17 protein-coding genes are annotated in these 16,687 nt (G+C 61.0%); 13 read left to right on the top strand and 4 right to left on the bottom strand.

The features are described from left to right. Window position 1 precedes the first annotated feature (1 nt). The 5 genes from AB4P92_RS11950 to AB4P92_RS11930 all read left to right on the top strand — a co-directional run bounded on the left by AB4P92_RS11950 (window position 2) and on the right by AB4P92_RS11930 (window position 4,528). Window positions 2-304 carry a MazG-like family protein gene (locus AB4P92_RS11950; protein WP_007951009.1) on the top strand — a complete coding sequence of 101 codons (303 nt, stop codon included), beginning with the start codon at window positions 2-4 and terminating at the stop codon, window positions 302-304. Continuing rightward, complete coding sequence (locus AB4P92_RS11945; RefSeq protein WP_261736343.1) at window positions 304-1,053, top strand: methyltransferase; 750 nt, start codon at window positions 304-306, stop codon at window positions 1,051-1,053. The genes AB4P92_RS11950 and AB4P92_RS11945 overlap by 1 nt, the downstream gene beginning before the upstream one ends. Before the next feature lie 12 nt (window positions 1,054-1,065). After that, the gene (locus AB4P92_RS11940) at window positions 1,066-1,686 is read left to right on the top strand and encodes a DUF4136 domain-containing protein (RefSeq protein WP_200617007.1); all 621 of its coding nucleotides are present in this window, start codon (window positions 1,066-1,068) and stop codon (window positions 1,684-1,686) included. 27 nt (window positions 1,687-1,713) lie between these two features. Further along, window positions 1,714-2,271 carry a DUF4136 domain-containing protein gene (locus AB4P92_RS11935; RefSeq protein WP_042557488.1) on the top strand — a complete coding sequence of 186 codons (558 nt, stop codon included), beginning with the start codon at window positions 1,714-1,716 and terminating at the stop codon, window positions 2,269-2,271. Between the two features lie 259 nt (window positions 2,272-2,530). Continuing rightward, window positions 2,531-4,528 (top strand): pilus assembly protein TadG-related protein, encoded by a 1,998-nt coding sequence (locus tag AB4P92_RS11930; protein WP_395599418.1) that lies wholly within the window; start codon window positions 2,531-2,533, stop codon window positions 4,526-4,528. On the opposite strand, the gene AB4P92_RS11925 is transcribed toward AB4P92_RS11930, so the two are convergent. Together AB4P92_RS11925 and AB4P92_RS11920 are read right to left on the bottom strand one after the other, a co-directional pair. Beyond that, window positions 4,513-7,260, bottom strand: a complete 2,748-nt coding sequence (locus AB4P92_RS11925; RefSeq protein WP_395599417.1) for a PAS domain-containing protein — start codon at window positions 7,258-7,260, stop codon at window positions 4,513-4,515. The genes AB4P92_RS11930 and AB4P92_RS11925 overlap by 16 nt on opposite strands. Further along, the gene (locus AB4P92_RS11920) at window positions 7,257-7,697 is read right to left on the bottom strand and encodes a TadE/TadG family type IV pilus assembly protein (protein ID WP_042557491.1); all 441 of its coding nucleotides are present in this window, start codon (window positions 7,695-7,697) and stop codon (window positions 7,257-7,259) included. The genes AB4P92_RS11925 and AB4P92_RS11920 overlap by 4 nt, the downstream gene beginning before the upstream one ends. A 75-nt stretch (window positions 7,698-7,772) precedes the next feature. On the opposite strand from AB4P92_RS11920, the gene AB4P92_RS11915 reads away from it, so the two are divergent. Both AB4P92_RS11915 and AB4P92_RS11910 read left to right on the top strand, forming a co-directional pair. Continuing rightward, window positions 7,773-8,243, top strand: a complete 471-nt coding sequence (locus tag AB4P92_RS11915; protein WP_395599416.1) for a prepilin peptidase — start codon at window positions 7,773-7,775, stop codon at window positions 8,241-8,243. Between the two features lie 124 nt (window positions 8,244-8,367). Further along, window positions 8,368-9,141: a response regulator gene (locus tag AB4P92_RS11910; protein ID WP_395599415.1), complete on the top strand. Its 774-nt coding sequence runs from the start codon at window positions 8,368-8,370 to the stop codon at window positions 9,139-9,141. A gap of 51 nt (window positions 9,142-9,192) precedes the next feature. Here AB4P92_RS11910 and AB4P92_RS11905 read toward each other — a convergent pair whose 3' ends face one another. Both AB4P92_RS11905 and AB4P92_RS11900 read right to left on the bottom strand, forming a co-directional pair. Then, window positions 9,193-9,600: a response regulator gene (locus AB4P92_RS11905; protein ID WP_395599414.1), complete on the bottom strand. Its 408-nt coding sequence runs from the start codon at window positions 9,598-9,600 to the stop codon at window positions 9,193-9,195. 71 nt (window positions 9,601-9,671) lie between these two features. Further along, window positions 9,672-9,881 (bottom strand): Flp family type IVb pilin, encoded by a 210-nt coding sequence (locus AB4P92_RS11900; protein WP_210624212.1) that lies wholly within the window; start codon window positions 9,879-9,881, stop codon window positions 9,672-9,674. 336 nt (window positions 9,882-10,217) lie between these two features. Here AB4P92_RS11900 and cpaB point away from each other — a divergent pair, with 336 nt between their 5' ends. Genes cpaB through AB4P92_RS11870 form a run of 6 tightly spaced genes read left to right on the top strand, consistent with a single transcriptional unit; the run spans window position 10,218 to window position 16,678 of the window. Then, window positions 10,218-11,168: a Flp pilus assembly protein CpaB gene (gene cpaB / locus AB4P92_RS11895; RefSeq protein ID WP_261736347.1), complete on the top strand. Its 951-nt coding sequence runs from the start codon at window positions 10,218-10,220 to the stop codon at window positions 11,166-11,168. A 21-nt stretch (window positions 11,169-11,189) separates the two neighbouring features. Then, window positions 11,190-12,440 carry a type II and III secretion system protein family protein gene (locus tag AB4P92_RS11890; protein ID WP_261736348.1) on the top strand — a complete coding sequence of 417 codons (1,251 nt, stop codon included), beginning with the start codon at window positions 11,190-11,192 and terminating at the stop codon, window positions 12,438-12,440. Beyond that, on the top strand, window positions 12,437-13,627 hold the full coding sequence (locus AB4P92_RS11885) for a pilus assembly protein (protein WP_042557497.1): 1,191 nt from the start codon (window positions 12,437-12,439) through the stop codon (window positions 13,625-13,627). Before AB4P92_RS11890 ends, AB4P92_RS11885 begins: the two co-directional genes overlap by 4 nt. Next, a complete protein-coding gene (locus AB4P92_RS11880; RefSeq protein WP_115145880.1) occupies window positions 13,624-14,895 on the top strand; it encodes a CpaF family protein in 1,272 nt (423 codons plus the stop codon). Before AB4P92_RS11885 ends, AB4P92_RS11880 begins: the two co-directional genes overlap by 4 nt. Before the next feature lie 11 nt (window positions 14,896-14,906). Further along, window positions 14,907-15,791, top strand: coding sequence for a type II secretion system F family protein (locus AB4P92_RS11875; protein WP_042557499.1), 885 nt, complete (start codon window positions 14,907-14,909; stop codon window positions 15,789-15,791). Next, window positions 15,788-16,678 (top strand): type II secretion system F family protein, encoded by an 891-nt coding sequence (locus tag AB4P92_RS11870; RefSeq protein WP_042557500.1) that lies wholly within the window; start codon window positions 15,788-15,790, stop codon window positions 16,676-16,678. Before AB4P92_RS11875 ends, AB4P92_RS11870 begins: the two co-directional genes overlap by 4 nt. Window positions 16,679-16,687 lie beyond the last annotated feature (9 nt).

Below are 16,687 nucleotides of genomic sequence, written 5' to 3'. Positions count from 1 at the left end.
GATGAACCTTGTTGAACTGACCGAACGCCTGCACGCCATTCGCGATCGCAATGACTGGCGGCAATTTCACAGCCCGAAAAACCTTGCCATGGCCGCCAGCGTCGAGATGTCCGAACTGGTGGAGATCTTCCAGTGGCTGACGGAAGACCAGTCGCGCCAGTTGCCGGCGGACAAACTCGCCCACGCCGGGCAGGAAGTGGGTGACATCGTCTTGTATCTGTTACTGCTGTGCAGCGAGTTGGGGTTGGACATGAATGAAGTGGTGCGCAGCAAACTCGCCGACAGCGAACGGCGGTTCAGCTGATGAGTGACCGGCATTTCGATCAGTTGGCGACGCGTTTCGCCGAAAAAATCTATGGCGGCGCCAAAGGTGCCATTCGCCTCGCGGTGTTGCAGGCCGACCTTGCCGAAGCGCTGCCGGATCGCCCGTTGCGGGTGCTCGATATCGGTGGTGGTCTGGGGCACATGTCGCTATGGCTGGCAGAGCGTGGGCACGATGTGACCTTTACCGAGCCGGCCGAGCCGATGCTGGAAGGCGCCCGCCAGCGCTTTGCCGAAGCGGGGCAAAAGGCGACGTTCATTCAGGCGCCGTGGCAGGAACTGCCCGGCCAGCTCACTGAACCCTACGACCTGGTGATCTGCCACGCCGTGCTTGAATGGCTGGCCGAACCCCACGCGATTTTGCCGGTGCTGCATCAGTTGACCAAGCCCGGTGGCTGGTTGTCGCTGGCGTTCTACAACCGCGATGCGCTGATTTATCGCAATCTGCTCAAGGGCCATTTCAAGAAAATGCGCAAGAACGTCATGGCGGGCGAAAAGCAGAGCCTGACCCCGCAGCAGCCCCTTGACCCGCGAGAACTTGCAACGCAACTCGAAGGCTTGTGGCAGGTCGAAAGCCAGAGCGGAGTGCGGGTTTTCCACGATTACATGCCGGTGGAATTCCAGGCCCGCGTCGAACTCGCGGATTTACTCGAGATGGAGCTCGCCCACCGTCGTCACCCAAGCTTCGCCGGGCTTGGGCGTTACTTGCACTGGATCTGCCGGCCGATCTGATCGGAGCGCGACATGAAAGCTCAATCCGGGTTATTGCTGATCTGTCTGGGGTTGGCTGCCTGCCAGGGCAGCAATCCGTATGTGGCGCAGTCGCGGCCCTTGCCACCGGCGCCGCCGCAAGCTGCCAACACGTTTGACCGCAGTGCCTATCCGGCGCCACCGCGTGATTATGGGCGCTATCGCAGTTGGGCCTGGCTCAACGGGCAATTGCCGCCGGGCACTGCGTGGGCGGATTCGGCGCAAGTGGCCGAAGCGGTGAGCAATGCGCTGGATCAGCGTGGTTTACGGCCGTTGCACGACAATCGCCCGGCGGATCTTTTCGTTACTGCCGACCTGCGTCTGGAAACCCGCTTGCGTCAGGAACGGGACGATTACGGCTACTACGGTGGATACGGCGGGTACGGCAGCCATGATCGTTACGGTCGCGGTTACGGCATGTACAACACTGTGCCGATCGTCCGTACCTATCAGGAACAGGTCGTGGTGGTGCGGGTCGATCTGTTCGATGCCGGGACCGGTCAACCGGTGTGGAGCGCCAGCGCCGAAACCGCCAACAAGGGCAGCCAGATCGACCGCACCGATGCGATTCGCGAGGCTGTGGAAAAGGCCATGTCGGCGTATCCTCCGAGTTAGCTTCCTGCCTACGAGTGGAGAAAACCCATGTTCCGCCGTCTCGCTTTACTGGCCATGGCCGCGCTGCTCAGCGCCTGCGCCTCGAACCAGGTCAACCATGACTTTGATGCCAGCCGCGACTTCGCTGCCTATCGCAGCTGGAGCTGGAAAGATCCCGCCCTGCAATATCGCCCGGATGATCCACGTATCAAGAGCGACCTGACCGAGCAAAGGATTCGTCAGGCGGTGACCGATCAGCTCGATCAACGTGGTTTGCGTCCCGCTGCGGCAGGCGTGAAGGGTGACCTGAACGTGCAGACTTACTTGATTGTCGAGGATCGCCAGCAGCAAGTGACGACCAACTACGGCGGCGGTTGGGGTGGCCCATGGAATGGTTACTGGGGCGCGCCGATGTACAACGAAACCCGCAACATCACCTACAAGGTCGCGACCATTCAGGTCGACCTGCTCGATGGCAAGGACGGCAAACTGGTGTGGCGCGGCAGCGATGAGCAGATGCTCGCCAGCAGGCCGAATCCAGAGGACCGCAGCAGCGCCATACGCGAGACAGTCGCGCGCATCCTCGCGAACTATCCTCCGCGCTGATTCCTTCTGAGTGACCTCAGACCCTGTGGGAGCCGGCTTGCCCGCGATGACGGCGGCACATTCAAGATTGATGTGTCTGACACACCGCCATCGCGGGCAAGCCCGCTCCCACAGGTTTCGTAGATATCCCATGAACCGCATTTCAGGTTGATGCCGCTAACGGGGCTGGCTTGTTGCCAGCAGCCTCGCCGCTCCCCGTCTACACTCAAATTCACCCATGGAGGTTGCGCTCGGCGGTGCGCCGGCAAAGGAGTGCGCGATGTTTCCTCGTTCACAATTCAACAGCCCGGCCCCACAGCGCGGGGCGATCGGTTTGACGGCGGCAATGACCCTCGGCGTTGCGGTGTTGATGATGTTGCTGGTGGTCGATACCGGCCGCTTGTACATGGAGCAGCGCAAACTGCAGCGCGTGGTGGATAACGCCGCTCTGGAGGCGGTCAGTCGCGGTGGCAATTGCCTGCCTGGCCTGACGGCAGCCACTTATGCCGGGCAAAGCGCCGTGCGCAATGGATACACCGTCGATACCGCCAATACCCTGTCGACCAGTTGTGGCACTTTGCTGACCGGCGCCAACGGGATGCGCACGTTCACCGCTGATGCGGCTCAGACGGCAGCGGTCCGGGTCGCGGCCAGTCGCACGGTGACCACCAGTTTCGCCCGTGGCATACGCGCGTTGTTCTCGGGGGCATCGGTCAGCCAGAACACCACGTTGCAGGCTTCCGCCGTCGCCGCAAAACCGCAGCCGACCGTCGCCCAACTGAACATTCGCAGTAATCTGGCGAGCATCGATACCGCTCAGTCGAATATTCTCAACCCGCTGTTTTCGGGACTGCTCGGTGGCAACGTCAACCTCACCGCGCTGGGCTGGGATGGACTGTTGAAGACTGATATCAACCTGCTCAAATACCTTGATCAACTGGCGATCAATCTCAATGTCGCGGCCGGCAACTACACCCAATTGCTCAACACTCAAGCCTCGGTCACGCAACTGATTCAAGCCGCTGCGACCGTGGTGCAACTCAACGGCGCGACCGCCGAAGTGATCACCGCGCTCGGCGCGCTGCAAGTGGCCGCGATCAGCGCGGCACCGGTCAAACTCGGCGAGATTCTGCAATTGCAGACCGGCACCACGTCGGCCGGGCTGGATGCCAATCTGCAACTGCTGCAACTGATACAGGGCGTGGTGCAACTGGCCAACAGCAAAAGCGCGGTAGCGGCGACGTTGCCGATCAGTGTCCTGGGGTTGGCGAACGTTACGGTGCGGGTGAAGGTGATCGAACCACCGCAGTTTTCGGCGATTGGCGACCCGGCCCGAGCCAAGGCCAACCCGCTGGGGCCGGACCGGATTTTTGTGCGCACGGCGCAGATTCGTACGATGTTGTCAGTCAATCTGCCGGTTCTTACGGGGGTAACCGGATTGGCCAACGCGGTGCTGGGATTAGTGGGCACATTGACCCCGACGTTGAATGCATTGTTGAGCCTGAATCTGGTGGATACGCTCAACTCCGTGTTCTGTTTGCTGGGCGCTGGTTGCGAACAGCTTGATCCGAAATTGCTGCCATCCCCGCGAATCGATATTGCCCTCGATGCCGGCGGCGCGAAGAGTTATGTCACTGATTACAGTTGCCCGACCGGCAGCACGGGCACGAAAAGCCTGACCGCCCACACCGTTACCTCTATCGCCGATCTCAAGGTCGGCCAGATCGACCCTGCCAACGCTTTCTCGTCGGCCGCCGAGCCGACGGTCATGCCGCTGCCGCTGATCGATCTTGGCACTGTCACGTGCCACAAGATTCTTGGTATTGGCTCGTGCAATCCGGCCACCCATGTGCCATACCGCGCCGGTGGAATCGGGATCAAACTCGACACCAGCGTTGCGCAAAGTTCTCAGGACTTGCTGTTTTCCAGCACCACGCCGTTCGCCACCCCGGCCAACCTGAAACTGCCGCCAAGTATTCAGCCGGTGGTACCTACCAACGATATCGTTGCAAGCCTGGCCGATAGCCTGGCGGGCATCAACCTGATCGTCTACAGGCCGGTGGGCAGCAACCCGCTGGGCGCTATCGTGACGGGCGTGGCGTCTTTGATCAGCGGTGTCACCAACCGTCTGCTGCCAGTGGTGACCGAGTTGATCTCGCCGTTGCTCGACCCTCTGCTCAACAACCTGCTAAAAAGCCTGGGCATCAACCTGATGGACGTCGATGTGGGCGCCAACATGACTTGCGGGCAGACTGGCAGAGCCTATCTGGTGATCTGATCGTCGGGTGCAATCGGTAGCTCGATACAGAACCGCGCGCCCTCGTCGCCATTGCGCACGCTCAGGCGTCCGCCCATGTTTTCGATGATGCCGTAGCTCACCGACAAGCCCAGACCGGTGCCGACGCCGACGGGTTTGGTGGTGAAAAACGGCTCGAAGATTCGCTCCAGCAAACGCGGATCAATGCCGCCGCCGTTGTCCTCGACCCACAGCCGTACCACATGCTCGTCGCACTCGGCGTGCACGGCAATCCACGGCTGAAAGTCGCGATGGGTCTCACGCTTGCCGAGTAGGGCGTCGCGGGCGTTGACCATCAGGTTGATCAGCACTTGCTCAAGCTGATCGACGTAACCGCGCACCTGAACCTCAAAGCCAGCCTCTTTGATTCGCAATTCGACGCCTTTGCCGCGCAGGCCTTCGGACAATAGCGCCAGCGTGCCTTCGATGGCGTCGAGGGGGTTGAAGGGGTGTTGTTCGATTTCCGAGCGGCGGCCGAACACACGCATGTGATCGACAACTCGCGCCGCCCGTTGCACCTGGGCGTCAATGCGATTGAGCTTGTCGGTCAGATAGTCGATCTGCACATCGCCGTTGCTCAAACGCTTGAGCACATTGACGATGGCCATGCGCATCACGTTCAGCGGCTGATTGATCTCGTGCGCCAGGCCGGTGGCCATTTCGCCGAGGGTGGCCATTTTTGCGCTCTGCGTCAGTTGCTGCTGCGAGCGGCGCACTTCGGTATTGTCGCGGCCCACTGCTTGCACTTCGAGCAAGCGCCCGAACTCATCGAACACGCCACGATCCGACCAGACCCACCACGCATGCTCGCGACCGGGCAGGCGCAGATTGATTTCGGCGGTACTCACCGGCAGTTCCGGGGTCAGTTGCGCCAGGCGCTGAACAAACGCTTCGCGTTGTTCGTCAGACATCCAGTTGCCCAGATTCACCCCAGGCAACTGCTCCGGCGCGCACTCCAGATAAGTCGCCAACGGCCGGTTGCCGAATGTCAGTGTCAGGTCCGGGCGGTAGCGGCAAATCATCGCCGGCGAATCTTCGACCAGAATCCGGTAGCGCTCCTCGCTGGCCTTGACCTGCTCGGCGGCGAGCGTCGCTTCGGTGACGTCCAGCCACAGGCCCACCGCTTCGACGGGCAGGCCGAGATCGTCGCGCAGCAGTTTGGCTTCATCGAGCAACCAGTGCGCCTGACCCTGACGGTCGAGCACCCGATAACGAGCGCTCACCGAGCCTTCACGCAGCAACTGGCGAGTGCGTTCGAAATAGCGCGGACGGTCTTCGGGGTGGACGTGCTCCACCAGTCGACCATCGGCACAATCGGCGAGATTCCACCCGAGCAAGGGATGCAGGCTGGCGCTGAAAAATGTCGGTTGCAGCGCGCCTTCGACGTAGCGCTGCACGTAAATCACCGCGGGTGCGCTGGCGATCAGATTGTCCAGTCGCGCATGGGCGGCGGCGGCCTGTTGCTGTTGATTCTTGATGTCGCTGATGTCGAGCATGAACCCTACCAGTCGGCGCTCGGCACCGATGCCCAGCGACCGGCCTTGCAGGCGATACCACAGCGGCAACGATTGCTCACTCGTTTGCAGGCGCACGCACAATTCCAGCGGGGTGCCGTCATCCTGCAGGGCTTGCAGATGACTGCGCAGCTCATCGCGGTCGGCGGGATGCACGTGGCTGAACCAGTTCTCGATCGAAATGCGCTCGGCCTGCAAGCCGAGGTGCTCAGCCAGTGTCGGCGCCAGTTGCACTTCGGCGCTGGCGCTGCTGACTTCCCACCAACCGGTGCCGAGCAATGCCTGGAGGATTTCCAGTCGTTCCAGCTGTTGATGATGACGATGCTCGCGCAGCCGCTCCAGCAACGGCGCGGCCACGGCGGCAGCCAACAACAGCCAGTCGTGATCGTTCAGGTCTGGCGCCTGTTGCGCCGCGTTATAGCCCGCGCACAGCAACCATGCCGCCACGCCTTGAGCGTCGCGGTAGGGCACGGCAAAACCTTCGTTCGGGCCGAGCAGCGCACTCAGCCGCGGCTGCTCGCTCGCCAGCAAACGTTGCGGCAGGGCGCCGTTCAGGCTGTCGAGAGCGGTGCCCAGGCGCTGCTGATCACGCCACACCTGCGGTGCATTCGGCGCCGCGTAGTACTGATGAATCTGCCAGCCCTGACCCTGCTCATCGAGCAGGGCCACCGCCAGGCTGGGAATGTGCAAGTGCTGACCCAGGCGTTGCAGCTGTTCGCTCAGCTCATGCGGAAGGCGGGCGAGACTGCCCAGGCGCAGTTGATCGCGAACCTGTGTGGCCAGCCACTGACATTGCTCACGACTGCGCGCCTGCCGCCGTTCGCCGAGCAGATCACCGATGTCCAGCAATTGCAGAAGCCAGCCGTCACCTTGCGCCTGCACCCAGCCGCGCAAATGCAATGGCGGGCCAGCGAGGCTGAAAAAATCCAGGTCGAGCAGTTGGCCTTGCCAGTCGCCCGGTCGACCTTCCAGCGCAAGGCTGCTGTGCGGCAATAAATATTCGAGCAGCGGCGCAGTATGGATGCCGGCCCTTTGTTGCACCAGTAAATGGCGCAGTGGTCCGCTCAAATGCTCGACGTGGCCGTCGTCATCCAGATACAGCTGCAAGCCAACGCCTGGCACCACAGGACTGTTCAGAGGCTGAGACGGACCGGGTTGTCGATTGAGCAGGCGGGCGAACAGCTTGTCACCCGTATTCAAAATTGCAGGCTCGACGAGGCGCTCAATGTCGCTGGCAGGCGCGGCACTGCACCGATCCCCGGCAGCACCAGAAACGGCAGCGCCTGATTCAATTTGCTGGTGGGATAGTGGATGGTTACGGTCAGCACGCCACCGGCATAAGTGATGGTGCTGTCCGAGGTGGCATTGAAGTTCAAGGCGCCGGGTAGCCAGGCCAGTTGCCGGGCCAGTTCGGTTCTGGCGGTGGTGGTGACGACGGTGGGGTAATTGTCGGTGGCCGGATCAAGCGCCACGCTGCGCCGCACAGCTTCGGCCGTCGATTCGTTGAACGACTGCATCAGCAACAGCGGCAAGCTGTAGCTGACCAGGCCATAAAACACAGCAAAAAAGATGATGAAGACCAAGGCGAACTCTATGGCGACTGCGCCTTTTTGCTTGCGGGGGAGGCCGGATTTCATGACTGCGTCTACCCTGACATTCACTACGTAATATCAGCATAGAATCATTCGGCCAAAACGGACGTTTTTTACCGCATGCACAGCTTTGTCCTACTGATCTGGCTGGCGCTATGCGCGGCGCAGGATGCTCGGCAACGGCATATTGGCAACGCCCTGACGCTGGGTGTCGGCAGCCTCGCCGCGGCGTACTTGCTGTTGACTGGCCACACCTGGATCGGGGCCGATGCGGCACAAGGCGGCTGGGCAGTATTGCTGGCGCTGGTGCTTACTCTTCCCGGTTATATTTTGAAACGTTTTGGTGCGGGCGATGTGAAATTAATGACAGCCTTGGCCCTTGCGACGGACGGTGCACACTTGCTCGGCGCATTTATCGGTGCGGCGCTGACCAGCGCCCTGTGGATGTTGCTGGCGCCAAAACTCTGGCTGCATATGAGTCAAGGACTTAGAGAACATCTTCGATATATAGCCCCAAATGTGTCAAAAAAGCTGCCATTTGCTCCGTTCGTGCTGTCTGGAATAATCCTCACTTTGCTCTGGTTCCATTAGTCGCCCCTTGCCACTACTGCTATGTACATAGTCAGAAAGTGCGTCTACTTTCAAAGCAACGCTGTACAGCATTGCGCTGTAAGTACAGGAACGGTCAGCCTTTGGCCTGGGCATGGAGTGGCAAGTGAACAAGCTTACGTCTGCGATAAAGGTTCTGGTAGTCGACGATCAGCCGCTGATTGTTGAGGAACTCTGCGAATTCCTCGAGAGCTGCGGCTACCGTTGCGTGCCTTGCGAATCGAGCAAGCAGGCGATCGAACAATTCATCGAAGACCCTGCTATCGGCCTGGTGTTGTGTGACCTGCACATGCCGGACATGGACGGCATTGAACTGGTGCAGGAACTGCAACGGTTGTCGGGCAAGCACCGTGCTTTCGAAGCCATCATGCTCACCGGGCGCGCCGACAAGCAGGACGTGATCAAGGCATTGCGCGCCGGGATTGCCGACTACTACCAGAAACCGATTGATCTGGACGAATTGCTCGAAGGTCTGCAACGCCAGGAAGTGGCGCTGCAAGAGCGGCAGAAAACCCTGCAATTGGGCCACTTGAATCAGAAGCTGCAATACCTGTCCGAGTCGATTGACGACCTTTACCAGGACCTCGACAAAGTCCGCCGCGGTCCTGCCACGGTGAGTGACGAAGGATCGGCTGATGTCGAAGGGCTGCAGATACCGGCGATTTTCAATCAGCTGTCGCCACGTCAGCTCGATGTCGCACGGTTGGTAGGCAAGGGCCAGACCAACTACCAGATTGCGTGTGAGTTGGGGATTACCGAAAACACGGTAAAACTCTATGTCTCGCAGGTGCTGCGCCTGACGCATATGCACAACCGCACCCAATTGGCTTTGGCGTTGTCACCGAGCAACTCGGGACGTCAACGCGTGACCGCGCACTGACCCTTGTCGACCCCGCCCTTGCGCGGGGTCACTTATCTCAATCGCCGTGATTCAACCGATAAAGGCCTTCGACTTGGGGAACAGGTTGTCGAGGGTTTCCAGCAAGCGCACGTGATAAATCGGTTTGCGGAACAGATCCAGCACCTGCAGACGCAGCATGTCGCTGACATCCTCCATGTCCGCATGCCCGGACGTGACGATCACGGGCAAATGCTGGCGCGAGGTGTGTTCACGCAGACACTTGATCAGCGACATGCCGCTTTCTTCCGGCATGCGCAGATCAGTGATCACCAGGGCGATATCGGGATGGCGGGTGAGATGGTGAAGGGCGAGTTTCACCGAGGTTGCGGTATGACAGGTGAAGCCTTCGCCCTCCAGCAACTCCGCAAGCTCCAGCAGTGCGTCCTCTTCATCGTCGACGAGGAGCAACTGCTGGCGTGGAGTGTTTGAAGAGTTCATAGGCAACACCTGCAATGGGCTGAGTGCTGACGTTAGAACCCAATGGCTGCATTGACAAGTTATCGGTTCGATCAAGGGGTTGGGGTCAATGCAGTCTGGATGGCGGTCAGGATCGCGGTTACCTGAGTGCCGATGCCATTACCGAACGCAGCAATTACCAGCGCCACCAGACCGACCACCAACGCATATTCGATGGCCGAAGCACCCTCGGTGTCTTTGGCCAGGCCTTTGAAGAACGCGAACTCGGATTTGATTTTTGCAACAACGCGCGAATACGACATAAGGATTCTCCTTGAGCGCACCAGGTGTTGCGCGTTCGCAACATGATTTCCCTGTGCCAGCATCAGCATTGTCGGCATTTCCCGCCCCAACAACTGTAAGAACGGATTAACGCTTTAGTAGTGGTGCTCCGTTTAACGGCACAAAACGACGTTTGGCGCGTGAGCCCTCTGATTTTCGCGGATATTTGAGTGGGTTTAATGGCGTTTTGTTCGCGCTGCGCTACCGTCAAATAGCGAAATAGTTACTTGTTCATAGCTGCCTGATTGCGAATTTGTCTCGATGGAAGTCACGGGTCATTGCAAAAGACACAACGCAGCAGGAAAGGGAGAGCCGTCATGAACAGTCGCGTCACTTTGGGTCTGGCCGGATTGCTTCTGCTAGGTGCCATCATCGCCGGATACTGGGGGCTGACTTTAAGCCGTCAACCGGTCGTCGAACCGGCCGCAGCGCCCGCTGCTGTCGCCGTCGTGTCACCGAACGCTGCGCCTGCGATACCGGTTGAAGACCCGACCCGCCAACCCGTTGTTGTCCTGCTGCGCGATATCGCACCGTTCGTGAAAATCACCGCGGCCGATGTCGCCGTGGAAAAACTGCGCACCGCTCCCGCCGGCAGCCTTGGCGCTGTCGACCAGGTGATCGGCCGCACGCCTTGGCGCCCGTTGAGCGCCGGTAGTTGGTTGAGTGAAGAAAGCTTCGAAGCGGGCAGCCAACTGGCACGCATGATTCGCCCAGGTGAGCGCGCATTGGCCGTGGCGGTGGATGAAGTGATTAACGCCGGTGGGCAATTGGCGCCCGGCGATTACGTCGACGTGCTGCTGTTTCTGCGCAAGGACGAAAGCAATTCGCAGGCCTCGGCGCAACTGGTGGTGCCAGCGGTGCGCGTACTGGTCGTCGGCAGTCAGATGGGCCTGACCAACGAGGGTCAACCCGCCAGCCCCGCGCGCACCGATGAAGAGCGCCTGAGACAGGAACAACAACGCATGGCGGCGCGCAGCGTGGTGCTTGCGGTGCCGGAACCGTTGCTCAGCCGTTTGATGCTGGCGTCGGGCGCCGGTGTGCTGCGCCTGGCGGTGCGCAGCGCCGATGAGCAGCAACTGGCGAAATACTGGGCCGGCGAAAACGATGTGGCGACGCGGCTCGATACACCGCGCCGGGATTTGCTCGAGTTCAGCCAATTGTCCCTGACACCCCCGCCAAGGCCCGTCGCTGTGGCCGGCCAACCGGGTGCGCGCAAACCCGCCGTGGAAGTCATCCGCGGTGCCGAAGCCGCTCAACCCACTCCCTGACCCGAGCAAGGACGCCTTTACATGCGCAAACGCTTTACGCCCCTGTTCAATGGCTTTTTTCGAGCTGCGCTGCTGAGCATCGCCTCGATTTCAAGTGCAGGCGCCGCCGCCAGCAACTGTGCCGCACTTGGTCCGTTGCCGGCGACGCTGGAAGTCGGCGAAGGCCTGCAACAGGCGCTGCAATCACCCGTGCCCATCACTCGGGTTGCGGTGGGTGACCCGAAAATCGCCGATGTGCGCGTGACCGGCGATCAAGGCGTGTTGCTCACCGGCGTCGCGCCCGGTGCCACCACGTTGATGATCTGGAGTGCCTGCGCCAGCGCGCCGCGCCAAAGCATGGTGTTTGTGCAGGGCAAGGCCAGCGCGGCGATGACCGCTGTTGCGTTACCGGCAAGCGCTGACTTGAACCTGCCCTCGCAAGTGCAGACCGACATCCGTTTTGTCGAAGTCAGCCGATCCAAACTGAAAGAGGCCGGCACCTCGATCTACGGCAAGGGCTCCAACAACTTCCTGTTCGGCGGCCCGGGCACGGTGCCAGGCACCGTAGTCAGGCCGGGTACGGTGCCGGTCATTGCACCGAGCATTCCGTTGGTCAACGACGCGTTCAATATTGTCTGGGGCGGCGGCAGCAGCAAATTTCTTGGCATCGTCAATGCGCTGGAGGGCAGCGGTTTTGCCTACACCCTGGCGCGGCCAAGCCTGGTAGCGCTGAGCGGGCAGAGCGCGAGCTTCCTTGCTGGCGGTGAGATTCCGATCCCGGTGCCGAGCGCCAACAGCAACAGTTACTCCATCGAATACAAGGAGTTCGGCATTCGTTTGACGCTGACGCCGACCGTGGTCAGCAACAACCGCATCGCGCTCAAAGTCGCCCCTGAAGTCAGCGAGCTGGACTACAACAATGGCGTGACCATCGGCGGCACCAAAGTGCCGGCGTTCAACATCCGCCGCACCGACACCAGCATCTCTCTGGCCGACGGTGAAAGCTTTGTGATCAGCGGGTTGATCAGCACGCGCAACGCCTCTGAAGTGAATAAATTTCCCGGCCTTGGCGACATCCCGGTCCTGGGCGCATTTTTCCGCAACTCGTCGATCAATCGCGAAGAGCGCGAGTTGCTGATGATCGTCACCCCGCACCTGGTGCAGCCACTGGCTGCCAATGCACCGCTGCCTTCGCTGCCGGGGGAGAAACTGCGCAACTACGACCCGAACTGGTATCGCCTGTACTTCCTCGAGAACGGCAACTTCGATAAACGCAGCGGATTATCGCAATGAGCCAGAACCTGAGTCAGACCTTCCTCGCCATCACCCGCAACGACACCGACCTTGAATGGCTGCAAGGCGCGCTGGCGCCACTCGGTCAGGTGGTCAGCGCCGGTGGCGGCAGCCTTGACGAGTTGCTGGCGCTGGTCGATGTGACCTTCGCCAGCCTGGTGTTCGTGGGACTTGATCGTGATCATCTGGTGGCGCAAAGCGCCCTGATCGAAGGAGTGCTGGAAGCCAAGCCGATGCTCGCCATCGTCGCCCTCGGTGACGGCATGGACAATCAGTTGGTGCTCAACGCAATGCGCGCCGGCGCGCGGGATTTTGTCGCCTATGGTTCACGCTCCAGCGAAGTTGCCGGGCTGGTGCGACGCCTGAGCAAACGTCTGCCGGCGGTGACGCCGAGCACTCAGCTCGGTGGTTTGACCGTGCTCTACGGCGTACAAAGCAACGCCGACGGCGCACTGCTCGCCAACCACATGGCGCTGGTGGTGCAGAAGAGCGGCCAGCAAACCCTGCTGCTCGATCTGGGCCTGCCGCGCGGCGACAGTCTGGCCTTGCTCGGGCTTGAGAGTTCATTCCATTTCGGCGACGCGCTGCGCCACTTGCGGCGGCTCGATACGACCCTGATCGACAGCGCCTTCACCAGCGCCGAAGCGGGCCTGCGCATTCTTGCCTACGCCAACGGCGACGAGCCGCTGGAGCGCACCAGCGCCGCCGAGTTGTACATGTTGCTCAGCGCCTTGCGCCAGCACTTCCAGCACATCGTGGTCAACCTCACCGGCCAGCCCGACAGCGAAGCGCTGCGCACCTTCGTCAGCCATTGCGACAAGCTGATCTGGTACACCGACCAGAACGTTCTCGACTGTCGGCGCAACCTCGCGGTGCTCAATCTGTGGCGCGAAAAAGGCATGAAACTTGACCATGGCCGGTTGCTGGTGGATCGCTACCTGCGCAACGTCGCGCCGGATTCCGACACCCTCGGCAAGACCTTCGGCCTGGAGGTCATCGCGGTGCTCGCCTACAGCCCGGAGATTCGTCTAAACGCAAAAAACCAAGGCGTCAGCCTGTTCGAACTGGCCCCGCGTGAGGCCATCAGCCAGAGCCTGCGTACCCTCGGCGAACGCCTGGCGAAGCGCTCCGAAGGCCTGGCCAAACCCAAAGTCAGCTGGTTCGACCGCTTGCGAGGCACCTCATGAACGGCGAGCAATTGTTCGGCGGGTCGCAGCGCCCCGCGTCCGGCAACACCGATCACGATGGCCTGAAACTGGTGCTGCACCGTTACATCATCGACGCCATCGAAGAGTCGGGGAAGAACCTGCTGGAAGGCTCGCGGCAGGTGCTTTCGCAATTCGTCATCGACAAGGTCGCCGAATACATCGCACGCCTGCATCTGGCGATTTCCCGTTATGAGATGGAGCGCCTGGCCGAAGAAATCGTCGATGAGCTGACCGGTTTCGGCCCGCTGGAAGTGCTGCTGCGCGACAGCGCGGTGACCGAAATTCTGGTCAACGGCCCGCACCGGGTGTTCATCGAACGCGACGGCGTGCTGCACCTGAGCGACCTGCGCTTTATTGATGCGCACCACGTTGAACGGGTGATGCAGCGCATTCTCGGGCCACTCGGTCGGCGTCTCGATGAGTCGTCGCCGATGGTCGATGCACGCCTGCCCGATGGCAGTCGGGTCAACGCCATCATCCCGCCGATTGCTCTCGACGGCCCGTGCCTGTCGATCCGCAAATTTCGCAAGGACATGCTCAAGAGCACTGACTTGATGGCAATGCAAACCATCGATCAGGCGATCTTCGACTTCATCCAGGAGGCGGTGGGCAAGCGCTGCAACATCCTTATCAGCGGCGGCACCGGCACCGGCAAAACCACCTTGCTGAACATCCTCAGCCAGTTGATCAATCCTAATGAACGTCTGGTGACCATCGAGGACGTTGCCGAACTGCAGCTTGGTCATCCTCACGTCGTGCGCCTCGAAACCCGGCCGCCAAACGCCGAAGGCCATGGCGAGGTGAAAGCCAGCGACCTGATCCGCAACGCCCTGCGCATGCGTCCCGACCGGATCATCCTTGGCGAGATTCGCGGCGTTGAAGTGGTCGATGTGCTGACGGCGATGAACACCGGTCACGACGGCTCGATGAGCACCGTGCACGCCAACAATGCCCAGGACGCCTTGCTGCGTCTGGAGACCCTGGTCGGCCTGACTGGGCGCACCATCGCCGAACGCACCCTGCGCCAGATGATTTGCGCCGCGCTGGATGTGGTGATTCAACTGACGCGCATGCCGGACGGCCGTCGCTGCGTCAGCGAGGTGGTGGAAGTGGTTGGCGTGCGCGAAGACGTCTACGTCACCAATACCCTGTTCCGTCTCGACCGCCGCACAGGCTTCGGCTTCATGCGCGAGGCGCTCAACCCGGCTGGCGACAAGTTGCGCCGTGAACCGATGCTCGCGCACTGAGGGCCCACAGCATGCTTAAACCGCTGTTGCTGTACTTGCTCAGTCTGGCTTTGTTCGTGCAATCCATGCGTTTGTTCTATAAGGCATGGCGCTTGAGTGGTGCCACTCGAGTAATGGAACGATTGAACGAGGGACAGCCTCAGGGCCTCTCGCCGAAACCCGGCTGGGCGGGCCTTGAACGTGCTTTCTTGCGCGCAGGCCTGGGGCGTCCGACCGAGCGTCTTGGTGCATGGATCCTGCTCTGGATGTTCGCCATCGTGCTGAGTCTGGCGCTCGCCGGATGGATCGGCTTACTGGTGATGCTGGTATTGCCGCCAGTGGCCGTGCGGTTGTACGTCAGTTGGCGTTACCAAAGGCGATTGCGGCGAATGATCGAACAATTGCCGCAACTGCTCGACCACACCGTACGCAGCCTGAAGTCCGGACGTACCCTCGCCGATGCGGTGCTCGGTGCCATCGAGGCCAGTGAAGATCCGCTCAAGGATGCCATGGGCCGTGTACAGCGCAGCGTGCAGTTGGGCGTGAGCCTGCCGGACGCCGTGTCGGATCTGGCCGAACTCTATGAGCGCGACGAGTTTCGCCTGTTCGCCCTCGGCCTGAAGGTCAATCATCGTTACGGCGGCAACGCCAGCGAGCTGCTGGAAAACCTGATCAAGATGATCCGCGAGCGCGATCAGGCCGCGCGTCAGTTGCGCGCGATGACCGGCGAAACCCGCCTCACCGCGTGGGTGCTGGGCCTGCTGCCGATCACCATGGCCGGGTATTTCCTGATGGCCAATCCGATTTATCTGGTCGCCATGTGGCACGACCCTTCCGGGCAGCGGATGCTGGCCACGGCGTTCGGCATGCAGGTGATCGGCAGCCTGTTGCTCTGGCGGATGTTGCGCAGCCTATGACGACGCCACTGATGATCAGCGCCTTGCTCTTGCTTGGCGCCGCGCTGTTGCTGCTTTTCAGCCTGCTGGACCAGCGCCGCCGCAGCCAGCAGATCAGCCGGCGACTGGAGGGCGACCTGCTGCGCCAGAATCGCTTCGGCAACCTGCTGCAAGTGCTTGGCGAGAGCAAAGTCGGCCAGCACAGCGTCAAGCTAGACAACGAAACCCAGACCCTGCTCAACCGTCTCGGCTGGCGCAGCGCCCGTCAGCGCTCGCTGTTCGCCGCCTGCCAGATCGGCTCGCCGTTGTTGTTGCTGGCGCTGGCGGTGCTGCTGCAATCGGTATTTTTCCCCGCCGTGGAAAAACAGTGGATTGCGCCGCTGTTCGCCCTCGGCGTGGGCTATCTGTTGCCCAAACGGCTGTTGGTGATCGCGGTCGCTCGCCGGCAAAAACAACTGGCCAGCGAGATCAGTACGTTCATCCCGCTGTTGCGCATCCTCTTCGAATCCGGCATGGCCGTGGAGCAGGCGCTGCGTGTATTGAGCCACGAAAGTCAGGCGTTGCTGCCGGTGCTGACCCAAGAATTACGTCTGGTGCTGGCGCGGGTCGACTCCGGTCTTGAACTGGGCGAAGAACTGAATAAAGCCACGCAGTTGCTGGCGGTCGACGAGTTCACCGACACCTGCGTGATCCTCCAGCAGTTGCTGTATCAGGGCGGCGGCGCGATGAAATCGCTGCTGTCGCTCAAGCAGCTACTTGATGACCGGCGCCTCACGCGCCTGCAGGAATACATCTCGAAAATGTCCGCGAAAATGTCCGTCGTGATGATGCTGTTTCTCTTCCCGGCGTTATTGATCGTCCTGGCCGGCCCGGGCTTCACTGCCTTGGCGAAGGCGTTGGGTGCTTGAAGGAGTGGT

Source organism: Pseudomonas sp. A0308 (genome assembly GCF_044218815.1).
GTDB lineage: Bacteria > Pseudomonadota > Gammaproteobacteria > Pseudomonadales > Pseudomonadaceae > Aquipseudomonas > Aquipseudomonas iridis.
The sequence above is the reverse complement of the archived record's forward strand: the minus strand, read 5'-3'. Positions and strand labels throughout refer to the sequence as shown.

What these genes read in the sequence shown, in the direction of transcription:
- AB4P92_RS11885 (WP_042557497.1), top strand. Translation starts at nt 12,437, where the DNA reads ATGAGCCAGAACCTGAGTCAGACCTTCCTCGCCATCACCCGCAACGAC.
- AB4P92_RS11950 (WP_007951009.1), top strand. Translation starts at nt 2, where the DNA reads ATGAACCTTGTTGAACTGACCGAACGCCTGCACGCCATTCGCGATCGC.
- AB4P92_RS11945 (WP_261736343.1), top strand. Translation starts at nt 304, where the DNA reads ATGAGTGACCGGCATTTCGATCAGTTGGCGACGCGTTTCGCCGAAAAA.
- AB4P92_RS11890 (WP_261736348.1), top strand. Translation starts at nt 11,190, where the DNA reads ATGCGCAAACGCTTTACGCCCCTGTTCAATGGCTTTTTTCGAGCTGCG.
- AB4P92_RS11915 (WP_395599416.1), top strand. Translation starts at nt 7,773, where the DNA reads ATGCACAGCTTTGTCCTACTGATCTGGCTGGCGCTATGCGCGGCGCAG.
- AB4P92_RS11935 (WP_042557488.1), top strand. Translation starts at nt 1,714, where the DNA reads ATGTTCCGCCGTCTCGCTTTACTGGCCATGGCCGCGCTGCTCAGCGCC.
- AB4P92_RS11920 (WP_042557491.1), bottom strand. Translation starts at nt 7,697, where the DNA reads ATGAAATCCGGCCTCCCCCGCAAGCAAAAAGGCGCAGTCGCCATAGAG.
- AB4P92_RS11870 (WP_042557500.1), top strand. Translation starts at nt 15,788, where the DNA reads ATGACGACGCCACTGATGATCAGCGCCTTGCTCTTGCTTGGCGCCGCG.
- AB4P92_RS11900 (WP_210624212.1), bottom strand. Translation starts at nt 9,881, where the DNA reads ATGTCGTATTCGCGCGTTGTTGCAAAAATCAAATCCGAGTTCGCGTTC.
- AB4P92_RS11880 (WP_115145880.1), top strand. Translation starts at nt 13,624, where the DNA reads ATGAACGGCGAGCAATTGTTCGGCGGGTCGCAGCGCCCCGCGTCCGGC.
- AB4P92_RS11875 (WP_042557499.1), top strand. Translation starts at nt 14,907, where the DNA reads ATGCTTAAACCGCTGTTGCTGTACTTGCTCAGTCTGGCTTTGTTCGTG.
- AB4P92_RS11930 (WP_395599418.1), top strand. Translation starts at nt 2,531, where the DNA reads ATGTTTCCTCGTTCACAATTCAACAGCCCGGCCCCACAGCGCGGGGCG.
- AB4P92_RS11940 (WP_200617007.1), top strand. Translation starts at nt 1,066, where the DNA reads ATGAAAGCTCAATCCGGGTTATTGCTGATCTGTCTGGGGTTGGCTGCC.
- AB4P92_RS11905 (WP_395599414.1), bottom strand. Translation starts at nt 9,600, where the DNA reads ATGAACTCTTCAAACACTCCACGCCAGCAGTTGCTCCTCGTCGACGAT.
- cpaB (WP_261736347.1), top strand. Translation starts at nt 10,218, where the DNA reads ATGAACAGTCGCGTCACTTTGGGTCTGGCCGGATTGCTTCTGCTAGGT.